At 66.3% G+C, this 16,266-nt stretch carries 16 protein-coding genes; 7 read left to right on the top strand and 9 right to left on the bottom strand.

Annotated elements, in window-relative coordinates; all coding sequences use genetic code 11:
- Nucleotides 1–31: 31 nt before the first annotated feature.
- Complete coding sequence (locus BLS11_RS14285; protein WP_139172802.1) at nucleotides 32–223, top strand: hypothetical protein; 192 nt, start codon at nucleotides 32–34, stop codon at nucleotides 221–223.
- 1,212 nt (nucleotides 224–1,435) lie between these two features.
- Here the strand turns inward: BLS11_RS14285 and BLS11_RS14290 are convergent.
- The 3 genes from BLS11_RS14290 to BLS11_RS14300 are packed head-to-tail and all read right to left on the bottom strand — an operon-like array spanning nucleotide 1,436 to nucleotide 3,905.
- A complete protein-coding gene (locus BLS11_RS14290) occupies nucleotides 1,436–2,644 on the bottom strand; it encodes a Tm-1-like ATP-binding domain-containing protein (RefSeq protein ID WP_092538420.1) in 1,209 nt (402 codons plus the stop codon).
- Nucleotides 2,641–3,075, bottom strand: a complete 435-nt coding sequence (locus BLS11_RS14295; RefSeq protein ID WP_092538421.1) for a cupin domain-containing protein — start codon at nucleotides 3,073–3,075, stop codon at nucleotides 2,641–2,643. Before BLS11_RS14295 ends, BLS11_RS14290 begins: the two co-directional genes overlap by 4 nt.
- Nucleotides 3,072–3,905, bottom strand: a complete 834-nt coding sequence (locus tag BLS11_RS14300) for a phosphoenolpyruvate hydrolase family protein (RefSeq protein ID WP_092538422.1) — start codon at nucleotides 3,903–3,905, stop codon at nucleotides 3,072–3,074. Before BLS11_RS14300 ends, BLS11_RS14295 begins: the two co-directional genes overlap by 4 nt.
- A gap of 138 nt (nucleotides 3,906–4,043) precedes the next feature.
- On the opposite strand from BLS11_RS14300, the gene BLS11_RS14305 reads away from it, so the two are divergent.
- From BLS11_RS14305 to BLS11_RS14315, 3 genes are all read left to right on the top strand, one after another.
- Nucleotides 4,044–4,361: a DUF5783 family protein gene (locus BLS11_RS14305; RefSeq protein WP_092538423.1), complete on the top strand. Its 318-nt coding sequence runs from the start codon at nucleotides 4,044–4,046 to the stop codon at nucleotides 4,359–4,361.
- A 38-nt stretch (nucleotides 4,362–4,399) separates the two neighbouring features.
- A complete protein-coding gene (locus tag BLS11_RS14310) occupies nucleotides 4,400–4,762 on the top strand; it encodes a NifU family protein (RefSeq protein WP_092538424.1) in 363 nt (120 codons plus the stop codon).
- Nucleotides 4,763–4,886: 124 nt separating this feature from the next.
- A complete protein-coding gene (locus tag BLS11_RS14315) occupies nucleotides 4,887–6,425 on the top strand; it encodes a sulfatase (protein ID WP_092538425.1) in 1,539 nt (512 codons plus the stop codon).
- A 58-nt stretch (nucleotides 6,426–6,483) separates the two neighbouring features.
- Here BLS11_RS14315 and BLS11_RS14320 read toward each other — a convergent pair whose 3' ends face one another.
- The 6 genes from BLS11_RS14320 to BLS11_RS19490 form a co-directional block, all read right to left on the bottom strand.
- Entirely contained in the window at nucleotides 6,484–6,810 is a 327-nt protein-coding gene (locus BLS11_RS14320; protein ID WP_092538622.1) for a DMT family transporter, read from the bottom strand.
- Between the two features lie 61 nt (nucleotides 6,811–6,871).
- Entirely contained in the window at nucleotides 6,872–7,768 is an 897-nt protein-coding gene (locus tag BLS11_RS14325; protein WP_092538426.1) for a ketopantoate reductase family protein, read from the bottom strand.
- A gap of 60 nt (nucleotides 7,769–7,828) precedes the next feature.
- Entirely contained in the window at nucleotides 7,829–8,131 is a 303-nt protein-coding gene (locus BLS11_RS14330) for a DUF7130 family rubredoxin-like protein (protein WP_092538427.1), read from the bottom strand.
- 219 nt (nucleotides 8,132–8,350) lie between these two features.
- Nucleotides 8,351–11,950: a DNA polymerase II large subunit gene (locus tag BLS11_RS14335; protein ID WP_092538428.1), complete on the bottom strand. Its 3,600-nt coding sequence runs from the start codon at nucleotides 11,948–11,950 to the stop codon at nucleotides 8,351–8,353.
- A gap of 3 nt (nucleotides 11,951–11,953) precedes the next feature.
- Complete coding sequence (locus tag BLS11_RS14340) at nucleotides 11,954–12,373, bottom strand: PPC domain-containing DNA-binding protein (RefSeq protein ID WP_092538429.1); 420 nt, start codon at nucleotides 12,371–12,373, stop codon at nucleotides 11,954–11,956.
- A gap of 183 nt (nucleotides 12,374–12,556) precedes the next feature.
- Nucleotides 12,557–12,724: a DUF7556 family protein gene (locus BLS11_RS19490; protein WP_175454459.1), complete on the bottom strand. Its 168-nt coding sequence runs from the start codon at nucleotides 12,722–12,724 to the stop codon at nucleotides 12,557–12,559.
- A 267-nt stretch (nucleotides 12,725–12,991) separates the two neighbouring features.
- Between BLS11_RS19490 and BLS11_RS14345 the strand changes: the two genes are divergently transcribed.
- Genes BLS11_RS14345 through BLS11_RS14355 form a run of 3 tightly spaced genes read left to right on the top strand, consistent with a single transcriptional unit; the run spans nucleotide 12,992 to nucleotide 16,256 of the window.
- Nucleotides 12,992–13,837 (top strand): CBS domain-containing protein, encoded by an 846-nt coding sequence (locus BLS11_RS14345; RefSeq protein WP_092538430.1) that lies wholly within the window; start codon nucleotides 12,992–12,994, stop codon nucleotides 13,835–13,837.
- 1 nt (nucleotide 13,838) lies between these two features.
- Nucleotides 13,839–15,629, top strand: coding sequence for a glycine--tRNA ligase (gene glyS, locus BLS11_RS14350; RefSeq protein ID WP_092538431.1), 1,791 nt, complete (start codon nucleotides 13,839–13,841; stop codon nucleotides 15,627–15,629).
- A 6-nt stretch (nucleotides 15,630–15,635) separates the two neighbouring features.
- On the top strand, nucleotides 15,636–16,256 hold the full coding sequence (locus tag BLS11_RS14355; RefSeq protein ID WP_092538432.1) for a diacylglycerol/polyprenol kinase family protein: 621 nt from the start codon (nucleotides 15,636–15,638) through the stop codon (nucleotides 16,254–16,256).
- Nucleotides 16,257–16,266: the final 10 nt, after the last annotated feature.

Here is a 16,266-nt window from a genome sequence, read left to right on the forward strand (position 1 = left end):
GCCGCCCCAACGGGAGAAACTCGGCCGGTTGGTGTTGGCGGACCGCGAGGCCATCCTGCTCGGGTCGATCGGCGAATCGAACGGCGCGCCCGTCGAGACGGCCATCACGGGCGAGGACAACTCGCTCGTGATACTGATGCGGGACCTTCTCGGCAACAGACTCGACCGCCTCGACCGCCTCGACCGCCAAAGCGCCGACTTCCTCGATCACCTTCCGCTGTAGTTGCTCTCGCCGCTTTTTGCCGTCCTCGGAGGTCACGAACCGCCGCGAGCGAACGCCTTCGACGGAGCCTCCCCGTTCCGACGATTACCCGATTTCGTATAGCGTCATGAGATATATCCTGTGCGGGACCGGCGTCCGTCTCCGGTCGTCGAAAGCGGCGCGAGTGGGTCGAAAGCCGGTCGAACGGCGGAATATCGGGGTAAACCGACCGAAGCGACGAGTTCGGAGGAGGAAACGACGGGTAGCGTCCGCCCGAGTTCTCCGCGAAAGGGGAGGGTCGTATCGCACTCGGACGCCGCCGAGTCGATGCTCTCGTGTCCCGCAGAGCGAATCCTCAGCAGAGAGAGTGAGATAATATCTGGCACAGACGTGGGGATTCGTATACCGTTTCTAGGTGTACGAAACGGGGGTGAGTGCGCCCTCACAACCTCGGAGGAGGGGTCGCTCCACTCGCTTCCGAATCGAGTCGCGGTTTAGAGTTGCTACAGACAGAGGAATTACTCAACGTCCTTCCCCACCAACGATGCTTGGTACAGCGCGTGTTTCTCTTTCTGTGCTGGGAGAGATATATGGGTGTGTCAGTAGTAGTGTCAGAGAACGGATGTCCGGTGTATCTCAACGCCGACTACTATTAATCGTCGTCGCAAGCGGTATCGCGGCGATTATGCAGGTATACAGAATAATCGTCGGTGAAGGAGATATCTGGGCAATCGTGGCTATTGTCGGATTCTCAGTCATCGCGCTTAGCTCGGGTTGGCAACTTTGGTCTCGGCACCGACCTGACCATAATTAGGGAAATGCGCAGTCGTACTGTTCGGCTGATTCTCCCTCTACGCTGCAAAAAAGAAGTCACGCGTCAAAATCAGCCTCCGGGTCGTGGTGCCCGGTTCGGACTTCCGGACGCGGGCGGGTCCGACCGCCTCCCTCGACGCCGCGGAGAGATGGGCCGAAAGCAGGGAGTCCGCGGCGAAGGAGGGCGCGACGCGATACCGTCGAGACGTCGCTTCTCGGGTCGAACCAGGCAGGAACTCTCCGTCTCGCCCGGTAGTCGTTCGTGAGAGCGCCGGTGGGACGCCGGATTCGCTCGGATTTCGCGTGAGACGCCTGAAACTGCCGTTCGGAAGCGATCGAGCGTCGAAAGGGAGGTTCGGAGAGATCGCCGCGAACAACGGCATAAAGTAGATGTCGCTATACAAAATTCGGTTCGGCGGGCTACGTCGCCTCCACGAACTCGTGGAGTTTCTCGGCCATCGCCTCGGCGAACTCGTCGTCGTTGATGTCGGCGTCGAGTTCGACGAGTTCGACGCTCTCCGAGAGGTTCTCCCGAATCGCCTCGAAGAGGGCCTCGTCCGCCTCCGGGTGGTCGAAGTCCTCGCCCTCGGCGTCGAGCATCGAGACGCTTCGGAGGGGGAGAAACAGGGCCGTCGGCCCGGCGGCGTCGCCGAGTTTCTCCGCGAGGATGCGACCGAGTTCCGCGTTCTCCTCGGGCGTCGTCCGCATCAGCGTCACCGTCGGGTTGTGGACGTGGAGGTGCCTGTCGCGAAACTCCTCGGGCACGTCCTCCTTCGGGCCGAAGTTCACCATGTCGAGTGCGCCGACGGAGACCACCTGCGGGATGCCGCGTTCGCCCGCCGCCTCCAAGCGGTCGGGCCCGGCGCTGAGGACGCCGCCGACGAGTTCGTCCGCCAGTTCGGTCGTCGTCGCGTCGAGGACGGCGTCGACGACGCCCTGTTCGACGAGGTTCTCCATCGCCTCGCCGCCGGTGCCGGTGGCGTGGAAGACGATGCACTCGTAGCCGCGGTCCTCCAACCACGCCCGCGCCGCCTTCACGCAGGGCGTCGTCACCCCGAACATCGTGACGGCGACGGTCGGACTGTCGGTCACCTCGACGTCCGCCTCGTTGGTCACCATGCCGACCATCGCGAGGGCGGCGTTCGAGATGATGCGGCGGGAGAGTTGGTTCAACCCCTCGATGTCGGCGACGGAGTATATCATCGTGATGTCGCGCGCGCCCACGTACGGGCGCGTGTCGCCGGAGGCCATCGTCGAGACGACGAGTTTCGGGACGCCGTACGGAAGCGCCCGCATGGCCGTCGTGACGACGGAGGTGTTTCCGGACCCGCCGAGGCCGAGAACGCCGTCTAAGACGCCTTCGTCGTGCAGTTCTTCGACGACGCGGGCGGCCCCGCGACCCATCGCGTCCATCGACTCCCCCCGGTCGCCCGACTCGCGGAGCGATTCGATCGTCGTCCCCGCGTAGTCCGCGACGTCGGCGTTCGTCGTGTCCGGTTCGAAGGCGGGGTCGCCCATCACGCCCACGTCCACGACGTGAACGTCCACGCCGTGGTCGGTCAACACGTCGCGGGCGAACGCGAACTCCTCGCCCTTCGTGTCGAGGGTGCCGACGAGTGCGACGGTCACGTGCCGTCACCTCCGGCGTCTCGCGTCGGCAGTTCCCCCGGCGGGACGACGGTGCACTCTGGCATCTCGCGGAGTTCGTCTTCGGGTCCCGGCGGCGCGTACACCGCGAGGAGACTGAGCGTCTTCCACCCCGTGTTGACCGTGCTGTGGGGAACGCCGCGGGGGACGAACACCACCTCGCCGGCTTCGATATCGCGCGTCTCCTCGCCGACGGTCTGTTCGCCCTCGCCGTCGAGGACGTAGAGAATCTCGTCGCTCTCGGGGTGGTCGTGCCGTTCGTGGCCCTTGCCCGGTTCGAGTCGCACGACGCCCGCGCTGAACCGCTCGGAACCGGTCACCTCGGGGGTGTTGAGCCACTTGAGGACGCCCCAGTCGAACACCAGACTCTCGACGTCGTCCGGCGAGACGAACCGCGTCTCGTCGTCGCTCATAGCGAGATGTCCTTGAACTCGCGGGCTTGGTTCTCGATGGCCTCCTCGGTGGGGAGGCGTTCGATGCTGGATGCGCCGAAGAACCCGACGACGCCCTCCGTGTTCTCGATGACGTGCCGGGCGTCGTCGGGCCACGCTATCGGCCCGCCGTGGCAGATGACCATCACGTCCTCGTTCGCCTCGACGGCCGCGTCGCGTATCGCCTGCACCCGGTCTGCGGCCGTATCGAGGTCCAACGCCGTCTCCGCGCCGATGTCGCCGGAGGTGGTCAGGCCCATGTGCGCGACGATTACGTCCGCGCCCGCCTCGGCCATCTGCCGCGCCTGTTCCTCGTCGAAGACGTACGGACAGGTGAGCATCCCCCGGTCGCTCGCCTCCCGAATCATCTCGACCTCCTCGTCGTAGCCCATCCCGGTCTCTTCCAGGTTCCGCCGGAACTGGCTGTCTTCGTCGATGAGACCGACCGTCGGGAAGTTCTGGACGCCGGAGAAGCCCTGCCGCTTCAGTTTCTCGACGAACACGTCCATCTGCCGGAACGGGTCCGTGCCGTTGACCCCCGCGAGAACGGGCGTGTCCTCGACGACCGGAAGCACCTCGTGGCCCATCTCGACGACGATTTCGTTCGCGTCGCCGTACGGGAGGAGGCCGGCCAGAGACCCCCGACCGTTCATCCGGTACCGACCGGAGTTGTAGATGATGAGGAGGTCGACGCCCCCGCGTTCGGCGAACTTCGCCGAGATTCCCGTCCCGGCCCCCGCGCCGATTATCGGATCGCCCGACGCTACGGTGTTCCGAAGCCGTGCCAACGAATCCTGTCTCTCGAACTCCATGAGTGCATCATGGACGTAGATTATGTTAACTCGTTGCAATTTTGTCGGCGCGCGTGAACGTTCCCGCCCGGTCCGCCGACGCGAAACTCGCCGGACGGAACCACGCCGACTTTTATTCGCGACGGCGAACGTCCGGGTATGGCCGACTTCGACCCAGAGAAGTTCGAGGACAAGTACGTCCACTACTTCCCCGAACTTCAGCGCGCGTACAAGAACGCCTTCGAGACGATGAACGAGGAGTACGACTCGACGCTGATTCACGGCATCGACCAGGAGATTCTCAACGAGTCCGAACCGATGTACGAGGACGGCGAGTTCCGCATCGACCTGCCCGAGAACCCCCACGAACGACTGACGAGCGTCGTCGTGGACGACGAGAAACTCGACGCGACGCTCGAGCGCTACACAGACGAGATTCGGGCCGAACTCCGGCGCGTCTTCGGCCTACAGTCCTGAACCAAAGGCCTAAGCCGGTTCGTCTCGAACCCCGAACCATGAGTACGGACGCGACCGACGGAGACGACGACCTCAAAGACCGGGTCACGAACTTCCTCCGCCGGAACTTCCCGCAGATTCAGATGCACGGTGGCTCCGCGGCCATCCAGCACCTCGACCGCGAGTCGGGCGAAGTCACCATCATGCTCGGCGGCGCTTGCTCCGGATGCGGTATCTCGCCGATGACCATTCAGGCCATCAAGAGCCGCATGGTCAAGGAGATTCCCGAGATAAACAAGGTCAACGCCGAAACCGGAATGGGCGGCGACGGCGGTCACGGCGGCGGCATGTCTCCGTCGTTCCCCGGCGACACCGAAGGCGACGACGGCGAGAGCGACGAAGGGCCGCAGGCTCCCTTCTGAACGCCGCGGATACCTCGATTTTTCCGTTTTCGCACCCCGACAAGCGGTGCGACTGCGCCGCACGTAGCGGGAGCGAACGGGCGAGAACAGGAAGTTTATCCCGCGTTCGCCCGCACTGCGGGGTATGACCGAGTCGCCCGACAACGTCCTCTTCGTCGTGATGGACACGGTCCGGAAGGACCACCTCACGCCGTACGGCTACGAGAAGCCCACGACGCCGGCGCTTGAATCGTTCGCGGAGGAGGCGACGGTGTTCGAACAGGCCGTCGCCCCCGCGCCGTGGACGCTCCCGGTCCACGCGTCGCTTTTCACCGGGATGTACCCGAGCCACCACGGGGCCGACCAGGAGAACCCCTACTTGGAGGGCGCGACGACGCTCGCACAGACGCTCTCGCGGGCGGGGTACGACACCGCGTGTTACTCCTCGAACGCGTGGATTACGCCGTACACCCACCTCACCGACGGCTTCGACGACCAGAACAACTTCTTCGAGGTGATGCCCGGCGACTTCCTGTCTGGCCCCCTCGCGAAGGCGTGGAAGACGATGAACGACAACGAAGCGCTCCGCGCCATCGCGGACAAACTCGTCAGCCTCGGCAACACCGCCCACGAGTACCTCGCCGGCGGTGAGGGCGCGGACTCGAAGACGCCCGCCGTAATCGACCAGACGAAGTCGTTCATCGACGACTCCGAGGAGTTCTTCGCGTTCATCAACCTGATGGACGCGCACCTGCCGTACCACCCGCCCGAGGAGTTCGCCGAGGAGTTCGCCCCCGGCGTCGATTCCACGGAGATATGCCAGAACTCCAAGGAGTACAACTCCGGTGCGCGCGACATCGACGACGAGGAGTGGGAGGCCATCCGGGGCCTGTACGACGCCGAAATCGCGCACATCGACGACCAACTCGGTCGCCTGTTCGACTGGCTGAAGGAGACGGGCCGGTGGGACGACACGATGGTCGTCGTCTGCGCGGACCACGGCGAACTCCACGGCGAACACGACCTGTACGGCCACGAGTTCTGTCTGTACGACCCCCTCGTGAACGTCCCCCTGATGGTCAAGCACCCGAAACTGGACGAGGACCGCCGCGAGGACCAAGTGGAACTCGTCGACCTCTATCACACCGTCCTCGACGCCCTCGACGTCGAAGGGGGCGCGCCCGCGGACCCCGGCGACGACGCCGTCGCACTCGACCGAACCCGGTCGCTGCTCTCGCAGTCGTACCGCGAGTTCGCCGAGGCGGCGAACGACGACCCCGGCCAAATCGGCGACGGCGAGTACGCCTTCGTGGAGTACTCCCGCCCGGTGGTCGAACTGAAGCAGTTAGAGGAGAAGGCCTCGGACGCGGGTATCACGCTCCCGAAGGAGTCGCGGTTCTACTCGCGGATGCGCGCCGCCCGCCGGACGGACGCGAAGTACGTCCGCATCGACCGCATCGAGGACGAGGCGTACCGCCTCGACACCGACCCCGAGGAGACGACGAACCTCGCGGGCGAGGGCGACGCGGAGATCGAGGCGACGGAGGCGATGCTCTCGGAGTTCGAGGCGGCCGTCGGCGGCGCGTGGACCGACGCCTTGGACGACGAGGTGTCCGACGACACCGTCGAGGAGATGGACGAAGACGCCCAAGAGCGCCTCAGGGACCTCGGATACCTCGAATAGGCGAACGGACGCGCGAAGAAGAGGACCCCCACACGACCGAACGCTGATTTTCCTCCGTTTACGCCGCGAAGCGGAGTCCGACCACTCCGGCGACGATGGCGGTGAGACAGACGAGTCGGACCGGCGACGTGGACTCGCCGAACAGGACGATGCCGAGGACGACGGTGCCGACTGCGCCGACGCCGGTCCAGACGGCGTAGGCCGTCCCCACGGGCAACACTTCGACGGCCTTGGCGAGGCCGGCCATGCTCACGACGAGGGCGACGACCACCACCGCCGTCGCGCGGAGGTTCGAGAAGCCGTCGGCGTACTCCAATCCGACCGCCCACACCGTCTCGAAGCAGGCGGCCGCGAGGAGGACCAGCCACGCGGTCTGTTGGTTCACGCTCGCCGGTTCGGGCGGCGGCGTCTTGACGGGTGCGGAATCGTCCCGGCGCACTCGGCGGTCAGCGAACGCCGCGCCCCGCCTCCCACGCGCGCAGGAGGCCCGCCAGCGTCCGATTCGTCGGCGCGTCGATTCCGTGTCGGTCGGCGCGTTCGACCACCTCGCCGTGGATGGCCTCCACCTCGGTCCGTCGGCCCGCGTCCACGTCCTGCAGCATCGACGACCGGTTTTCGGCGGTGTCCGACACCACCTCCACGAGTGCGGCGCGCGCCCCGCGGTAGGTTAGCGGGACGCCCTCGGCGCGGGCGACGCGGACCGTCTCGCGCGCCGCGCGGTGCGCCACCTCGGCGGCCGGCCCGTCGGCGAGCGAGCCGTTCTCGACGCGCGCGAGGGCGGTCACGGCGTTGATACCGGCGTTGACGGCCAACTTCTCCCAGCGACGGCGCGGCATGTCCGTCGCCACGAGGGTCCGAAGGCCGGCGTCGCGGAACGCCTTGCCGACGCGTTCGGCGGCGGGGTCGCTGCCGCCGGTTCGCGCGCCCAGCACCACCCGCCCGACGCCGGTGCACGCGACGCGTCCGGGTTCGCGGAGGTGCGCGCCGTAGGTGGCCGTCCCCGCGAGCACCGTCGTATCGAGCCTCGACGCGAGCGTCTCCTCGGTCAGGCCGTTCTGCAACGAGAGGACGGCGTCGAACTCCCCGGTGGCGAGCGTTTCGGCGGCGGCGGCGGTGTCGAACGACTTCACCGTCACCACCGCGAGGTCGGCGGTCCGTCCCTCGCCGTCGGTGGTCGCGTCCGGGGCGACGCGGGCCGCCGCCGCGCCGGTGACCGAGAGGCCGTCTGCTCTCACCTGCGAGACGTGCGGGTCGCGCCCGACGAGCGTCACGTCGTGGACGCGGGCCAACAGGCCGCCGACGAGCGACCCGAGGCTCCCCGCGCCGAAGACGAGAATCTCCATGCTCGACTCGACTGCGACCCCGCGGAAAAAGCAGTTGGATGCCGCCTCGGCGCTCCGCGACTAGTCCTCGGTCCAGTACATCAGTTCCTCTTTCTCCGTCCCGCAGTTCGGACAGGTGTCCGGGAGGGGCTCCTCCTCGTCGTCTAACTCGCCCATCTCGCCGCAGTTCGTGCACCGCCACATCAGTTCGGCCTCGCCGAACTCGTGCCCGGAGCGTTCGTGCTCGACGGACATCTTGTCGATTCCCTCCTCCGTGGTGACGAAGAAGCCGTCCGTGTCGAACCCGCGGATGTTGCCGAGGGGACGGCCGTCTTCCGTGTACACTGTCATGCCGACTTTCGGTTGGGGGCTTTCTTCGGACATGGACGGGGGTTCGCTCGCCAATCAGATAACTCTCCCCGCCGACATTTTAAGGGGCCGCCGCGATAGCGGGCGAGAAACGCGAGAGAACGGAGAGCGGTCGGTAGTAGAGCAGTCGAGGTGACGTACCGCGAGGCGACTGAAAAGGAGTCTCGCGGCTTTTTGGTCCAGATTTTTGCGTCGAGGGTGAGCGAAGCGAACCCGAGACGTAAAAAGGTGGGCTCACATGAAGTCCGAAATCTTCGAGGCTTTGTTCTTGTCGTTCTCGAAGATGGACTCCAGACTCTTCTCTAACACTTCGAGTCGCTGTTTCGTGTAGTCGCGACAGCCGAACTCCTCGGCCACCTGAATCGCGGTGTCCATGTACTTGTTCACCGACCCGCGGTGGACGGTCAGGTTCACACGGCCGCCGCACTCGCGGCAGTCGCCGGTCAACGGCATCCGGCGGTACTTCTCGCCGCAGTCGAGACACCGCGTCTCCTGTCGGGCGAACGCCCGGAGGTTGCCGATGAGGTCCGGCAGGAAGTGGTACTCGATGACGCGTTCGGCCACGTCGGTTTCGTCCACGGCGCGGAGTTTCCGCGACAGTTCCAACTGCGCGTCCATCTTCTCCATCATCGACCCGAGCGTCTTGTACGCCGAGAGGTCGGGTCCGAGGGCGATGTCCGTCGTGTCGTGGGTGTGGTCGAACCCGCGGTACTCGTCGTCGGTGCCGAGGGTGTCCTCGCCGAGTTGGATGAGGTCCTCCACCTCGCCGGGGTCGGCCATCTCCAACGTCGCCTCGTAGAAGTCGAGGGGGTACCGCCGGACGATGTCCATGTTGTGCGCCTCGTCGTCGATTTCGGAGGGATCGATGCGCGAGGACATCACGAGGGGCGCGTCCATCTGCCCCCCGCGCTTGTCCGGGAGGAACTGTTTCGAGAAGTTGAGCAGTCCGTCCATGAGCAGCATCACGCAGTCCTCGTCACCGTCGCAATTGCGACGTTTCGCGGCGTGGAAGTACGGATGCGCGTATCCGACCGCTGCCGACGTGAATCCGACGACGCGGCCGACGACGGCCGCGGAGGTGTGGGGGGCCATCCCGAAGACGAGTTCGCCGATGAGGTCGTCGCGTTCCTCCACCTCGTAGAAGGGGTCGAGGTCGTAGAACTGGGTGAGAAGGTCGTCCACGAAGTCGGCCGTCTTCAGCATGTGCTCGGCCGCGCCGTCCGAGAGGACGATGTCCTGCACTTTGAGTTCGACCAGTTGGTCGTCGAACTGGAGGGGTTCGCCGTCGATGTCGGTGTCGTACCCGAGTCCGCGGAAGTGCTCGGCGGTCACGCCGAGTTCCTCGGGGCGGACGGCGGTGACGGGCAGGTCCGTCATGTCGTAGCGGACGGTGCCGTCCTTGAACGAGGAGACGCCGTTCTTCGCCCGCAGGATGCCCTTCTCGATGGGTTCGGGCGTCTTGTTCGAGGAGGTGAGACCTTTCACGCCCTTCAGGATGGGGAACGACGACTCGCGTTCGCCGACGTTCTCCAACGCCTCGCGGAGTTCCGTCGAGAGGTCGATCTGGAACCAGTCGGGACTCTCGACTTCGCGTTCGCACCGGTCGCAGTAGACGCGCCCGGACTCGTCGGGTTCGCGGACGGTGCCGCACTCCTCGCACTCGTAGTACGGTTCCGTGTGGGCGTCGCAGTTCGGACACTTCGATTTGAACGTGTGGGTGCCGCAGTCGGGGCACTCCCTGTCGCCGACGCGGACGTTCACCTCGCCGCGGGTACCCTCGTCGTTTCGGGCGCGGGCGGCCTCGCTCACGTCGCGTTGGTTGCCGCCCATCTCGCCGATGGGAAAGAGGGTGTGGACCGCCGGCGAGAGGTCGCGCGACTCTGACTTCTCCGGGCGACCCATCCGGTTGCCGATGCGCGTCGGCGCGCGTTCGCGAATCTCGAAGGGTGCCACCTCGTTGACGACCTTCACCGCGTTCTCGCCGCCGTCCCACTGCCGGGCCTCCGGCGAGATATCGTCGCTCTCCCACGTCCGTTCGAGGTCGGTCGTCAGTCCGAGAGAGCGAACGAGGGGACGCCACTCGGGGACGCGAATCGTCTCGTCGGACTGGGAGTGTTCGACCAGCAAGCGTTCGAGGACGCTCCGGACCGTCTCCGTGCGTTCGAGTTCGAGGACGCCGTCGCCGCCCTCGGGGCCTTCGGGGCGGACGGCCACTCCGCCGTCGGCCTTCGCGTCCACGACGCGCCCGTCCGCGGCGGCGTCCGCAAGCGTCTCGAACTGCTCGACGCTCACGTCGTGCCAGAGGTACGTGTAGTCGGGGTGGAGGGGGCAGTCGTACTCGGCGGCCCACTCGAAGGCGTCCTCCGGCGAGGGGTGTTCGAGGTCCACGCTCGGGTCGTCCTCGAACGCCTGCACGGGCGCGCCCGCGGCCTCGAACTCCTGAATCCACCACTCGAAGACGTACGAGGCGGGTGCCAGCGGGTGGTTGTTCTCGACGAACTCGCCGAAGTTGACGAGGTACTCGCCCAGATCGAGGATCTTCTCGACTCCGTTTCTGACTTCGAGGGCCTCCTCGGGGTCGTCGATGCGGCGCACGTCGCCGTTGGCGAGTCGGACCGTCGGCCCCTCGATGGAGTCGACGGGGACGACGCCGCCCGCCTTCCCGGGGCGTTCGGTCTTTATCTGCGTCCCGGTGGCGAGGAAGTCGTCCACGAGATGCATCGTCGCGGGGTGGACGCCCGCCGTCGCGAATCCGTGGTTCCGGGACCGGCCGTAGCGGAGTCTGAACCCGCCCTCGGCGCTGGGATGGCCGAAGACCGGGCGGCCGGCGATGAGGTCGCGGAGGTACTTCGTCGCCGGTTCGACGCGGGCGGGGCCGGCGGGGTCCGCGGGCGAGTCGTCCTCCGCCTCCTCTTTTGCGCCGTCCTCGCTCTCCTCTGCGGCGTCCGCGTCGGCGTCGGCGTCGTCCGTTTCTTCGTCCTTGTCGCCGTCCTTGCCGATGGTGCCGTCGATGAGGTCCTGGAGCCACGGCCAATCGACTTCGTCGAGTTGGCGGGTGTACCGCTGAATCTTCGGAGCCTTGAGGGCGATACCCTCGGCCATGACGAGACACATGCCGCCGCGGGCGGAGTTCGTGTCCACCCGCTCTAAGTCGCGGAAGCCCGACACCTCCTCGTCGCCCGTCGCCTCGCCGTCGAGCATGATGGGCATGTGCTCGGCGATGAACTTCGTCTCCTTGTCCTTCGGCGAGTACTGGAGGCCGGTCTCCTTGTCGTAGAGGGCGATTTCCTCGGCGTAGCGTTCGACCTCGACGTCTCTGGCCCTGTACTCCTCGATACCGAGGAGCGAGCGAGCGTAGTCGGCGACGAGAACCGAGAGGGCCTGCGCCGTCCCGCCGGCGGAGCGAATCGGGCCGGCGTAGTAGACGTTGACGAACTCGGTGCCGTCGTCGTTCTCAAGAATCTCGACGCGGTCGATGCCCTCGATGGGGGCGGCGACGACGCCCTCGGTGAGGAGGGCGACGGCCGTCCGAACCGCGCCCTCGACTTTGCCCTCGCGGGAGTCGTAGTCGCCGACGCTCCCCTCCACGAAGTCCGTGACGAGTTCGAGGGCGGCCTCCTCGCGGGACATCTGCCCTTCGAGTTCGCGGACGCGTTCGGCGACGCCCGGGATGCCGAGGATGTTCTCCACCCGGTCGGCCATGTCCTTTGCGACCGGAATCTCGACTTCGGTCTCCGGGTCGTACCCCTGCGCCTTCGCCGCGCGCGCGGTGTCGAACGCTTCGTCGAGGCGGTCTTCGATGCGCGTGAAGTACCGTTCGTCGTCCTTTCTCACGGCTTACAACCAGAGGTCGAGGTCGGTCACGTCGTCGTGTTCCCGTTCGAGGGGTTCGTCGAACGCGCGGATGTACGCCTCGCCGGCGAAGACGGTGCCGGCGTTGAGGTGACCCGCGAGCGACTGCCCGCTTCGTCGGGAGAGGACCGCGTGGGTGTGGGCGAACGGTTCGCCGTCGAGGAGGGCGACGTTGCCGACGCAGGCGGCGACTTCGAGGGGTTCGTCGAACGTCACCGACCGGTACTCCTTCTCGTCTTGGTCGTAGAACCACACGTCGGCGTCCTGCACCGCGCCCATCGCGTTGAACCACGCCGACTCGACGTCTTCGAGTTCGGCGAACTCCTCTATCTCCTCGCGCCAGTCCGCGCCGTTGTCCAACGAGACGAGGAACTCGCGGCTGGACTCGACCTCCCGATAGTTCATGGGACGGACAACGAAGGACGCCACCAAAAACTTTCAGACTCCTCGGTAGCCGTGACCCTCCGTCGTCTGCGTCCGCAAAAAAGCGGCACCGGCCCGTGCGGCGGACCGTCGAACGTCGTGCGCCGAACCGTCAGCACCGATTCGGGGACGTGCCCGCGCCCCCGCCTCGGCGGGCCCGAGCGTTCAGGCCCACTCCGGAAGCGACGGCGCGTCCTCTACCCGCATCGAAATCCACGCCTCGTCGCGGGAGATGTCCGCGATGATGAACTCCGAACGGGAGGGGCTGGAGTCCACCGAGGCCATGACCTCGGCGCGCGTCGCACCGATGTTCGCCGTCGCATTCGGCGTCATGTTTGTTACTGTGTAACACTCGTATATAAACCCGTCGGAATGACTGTTCTCTTTGTAGGCGTACTCGGAAATATGTTCCAACATTCGAGGAAAATTCCACCGAGGGTGGAATACTTCGAGTCTCTCTGGAGGAGGTTCCGCCGTACGACCACCACGCGTTCGGAGCGGTTCGGCGACGGAGACGGTGGGGTTCGCGGCCGTCGCGTCCGCGGGAAATCGCCGCAGACGTTCGCAGACTACAAGAGGTGGCGGGCAGTATGGCGCGGTATGCACGTAGCCGACGCGATGACCCCCCGAGAGGACGTCGTTACGGTCGAACTCCCGGGGACGCGCGACGACGTTCTTGAATATCTCCAAGAGCGCGGCTTCTCCTCCGTTCCGGTCGTCAAGCAGGGCGAGGACAGAGAGGAGTACCGCGGGCTGATATCTCGGGAGGAACTCATCGAACACCCCGACGAGGACCAACTCGCCGTTCTGATGCGCGACGTTCCGACGACGACGCGCGACACGTCCGTCGAGGAGGTGGCCCGCCTGATGGTCGAGGAGGGCTTCCGGCGCATCCCCGTCGTGGACGGCGAACTCGAAGGTATCGTCACCGTCACCGACGTAGTTCGCGCCATCGCCCGCGGCGAAGTCGAGTGCGACGCGACGGCCGACGAGGTGGCCACCCGCGACGTGAACACGACGTGGGTCGAGACGCCGTTGACGGTGGCCGAACGCGAGATATACTACGCGAACGTCCCCTACGCCGTCGCACTCGACGAGGAGGGCGGGATAGCCGGCATCCTCACCGAGGTGGACATCATCGAAGTCGCCCGCGTCGTCGAGGGCGAGGACGGAACCGGCGACTCGGTGGCCGGACAGGAGGACGACTGGATGTGGGAGGGAATCCAAGGCGTCGGTAACCGCTACGTTCCGACCCGGAACGTGGAGATTCCCGTCGAACCCGTCTCGGAGTTCATGAGCACCGAGATGGTGACCGTCTCGAAGCGGAAGTCCGCAAAGGAGGCCGCACAGTCGATGATAACCGAAGACATCGAGCAGATTCCGCTGATGGGCGGCGACCAACTGCTCGGCATCGTCCGCGACATCGACCTGTTGGAGGCACTGTAAGATGTCGGAGCGAACGGAAGGTGAACGACTCGCGGAACTGGCCAAGCGCCGCGGCTACTTCTTCGGGTCGAACGCCGCCTACGGCGGCGCGGCGGGCTTCTACACGTTCGGCCCGCAGGGCGCGGCCCTGAAGAGCAACGTCGAGGAGGCGTGGCGCGACCGGTTCACGGTCAAGGAGGGGAACCTCGAAATCGAAGCGCCGACCATCATGCCCGAACCGGTCTTCGAGGCGTCGGGCCACCTCGACGGCTTCGACGACATGCTCGTCGAGTGTCCCGAGTGCGGCGAGTCCCACCGCGCGGACCACCTCATCGAGGACGAGACGGACGTCGAGGACGCCGAGTCCTACCCCGTCGAGGAAGTCGAGTCCCTCATCGCGGACAACGACCTGCGGTGTCCGAACTGCGGCGCGGAACTGGCGGGGGAGTCCGTCGAGGACTTCAACCTCATGTTCGAGACGAACATCGGCCCCGGCTCTTCGACGCCGGGCTACCTCCGCCCGGAGACGGCGCAGGGCATCTTCGTGGAGTTCCCGCGCATCAAGGAGTACGCCCGCAACAGTCTCCCGTTCGGCGTGACCCAGATCGGCCGGGCGTACCGAAACGAGATTTCGCCGCGCAAGAGCATCGTCCGCACCCGCGAGTTCACGCAGGCGGAGTTAGAGCAGTTCGTCGACCCCGAACGCGACGAACCCGACCTCTCGTCGGTCGAGGACGTCGAAGTCGTCCTCTACCCCGCCGAGGAGCAACAGAAGGACGACGGCGAGTACGTCGAGACGACCATCGGCGAGGCCGTCGAGGAAGGCGTCATCGGCAACGCGTGGGTCGGCTACTTCCTCGGCATCGCCCAAGGGTGGTACGAGCGAATCGGCGTGGACATGGACCGCTTCCGGTTCCGCCAACACCTCACCGGCGAACGCGCCCACTACGCCGCGGACTGCTGGGACGCAGAAAGCGAGGTGGACGGCGACTGGATCGAAATCGCGGGCTTCGCCTACCGCGGCGACTACGACCTCTCGAAACACGGCGAGTACGGCGACGACGAGTTCACCGTCTTCCGGCAGTACGACGAACCGAAGACGGTCGAACGCGCCGTCGTGGAACCCGACATGAGCGTTCTCGGCCCCGAGTTCGGCGGGCAGGCCGCCGACATCGCGGAGGCGTTGGAGACGCTCGCCGAACGGGACCCCGACGCCTTCGAGGGCGACGAGGTGACGGTGGAAGTCGACGGCGAGGAGTTCGCCGTGGACGCCGACGTGGCGAACTTCCGCGTCGAAGAGCAGACCATCGCGGGCGAGCACATCACCCCGCACGTCGTCGAACCGTCGTTCGGCGTCGATAGGACCGTCTACACGCTCTTGGCGCACGCCTACAGCGAGGACGAGGTGGACGGCGAAGAGCGGACGTACCTCTCCTTAGAACCGGGCGTCGCCCCCACCGACGTGGGCGTGTTCCCCCTCGTCAGCAACGTCGAGGAACTCATCGACCGCTCCGAGGACGTGGTCGAGCAACTGCGCGACGCCGGGTTCTCGGTCGTCTACGACGACTCCGGCAGCATCGGGCGGCGCTACCGCCGGCAGGACGAGGTGGGCACGCCGTTCTGCGTGACGGTGGACCGCGACGGCCTCGAGGGGGACGGCCCCGACAGCGTCACCGTCCGGGCGCGCGACTCCGGGCGGCAGGTCCGAATTCCCGTCTCGGAACTCGTCGGCCAACTGCGCGCCCTCTCCGACGGCGACCGGTCGTTCGACGAGGTGGCCCAGCAGTACGAGGAAGTCACCGCGGACGCCTAATCGAGCGTGAGTCCTCCCGCCCCCGCCCGTCCGAGCAAGAGCGAGGTGAAGCGCCGCCTCGTCCACGCCTGCGGCGTCGGACTACCCCTCCCGTACCTGCTGGGCCTCCTGACGTGGCGAGAACTCGGCTGGATGATGCTCGGCCTCTCGGCCGTCGTCGCCGGACTGGAGGTGGTCCGACTGGTCGTCGGCCTCGACTGGAAGGTGTTCGACGAACTCACCCGCTCCTACGAGGAGACGAACCCCGCGGGGTACGCGCTGTACATCTTCAGCACCACCGCCGTCGCCCTCCTGTTTCGACCGGAAATCGCCGTTCCCGGCATGCTGATGCTCGCCATCGGCGACCCGGTGAGCGGTCTGCTCGGCCGGACGCGGGAGGCGGGCGAACGGAAGCGCGTCTCGACGCTCGCGGCGATGTTCCTCGTCTGTCTCGGCGTCGGACTCCCGTTTCTCGTCCCCGCGGCGGGACTCGTCGTCGGGAGCGCCGCCGCCGTCGCGGGCGCGTTGGGCGCGACGCTCGCCGACGGCGTGAAACCCGTCGTCGCGGGCTACGTCGTCGACGACAACCTGTCGATTCCGCCGACGGCCTGCCTCGCCATCGCGGGCGTCCTGTTCGCCGCGGGCTGAGTCGGCGTCG

The sequence above is a fragment of the Halopelagius longus genome (assembly GCF_900100875.1).
Taxonomy (GTDB): domain Archaea; phylum Halobacteriota; class Halobacteria; order Halobacteriales; family Haloferacaceae; genus Halopelagius; species Halopelagius longus.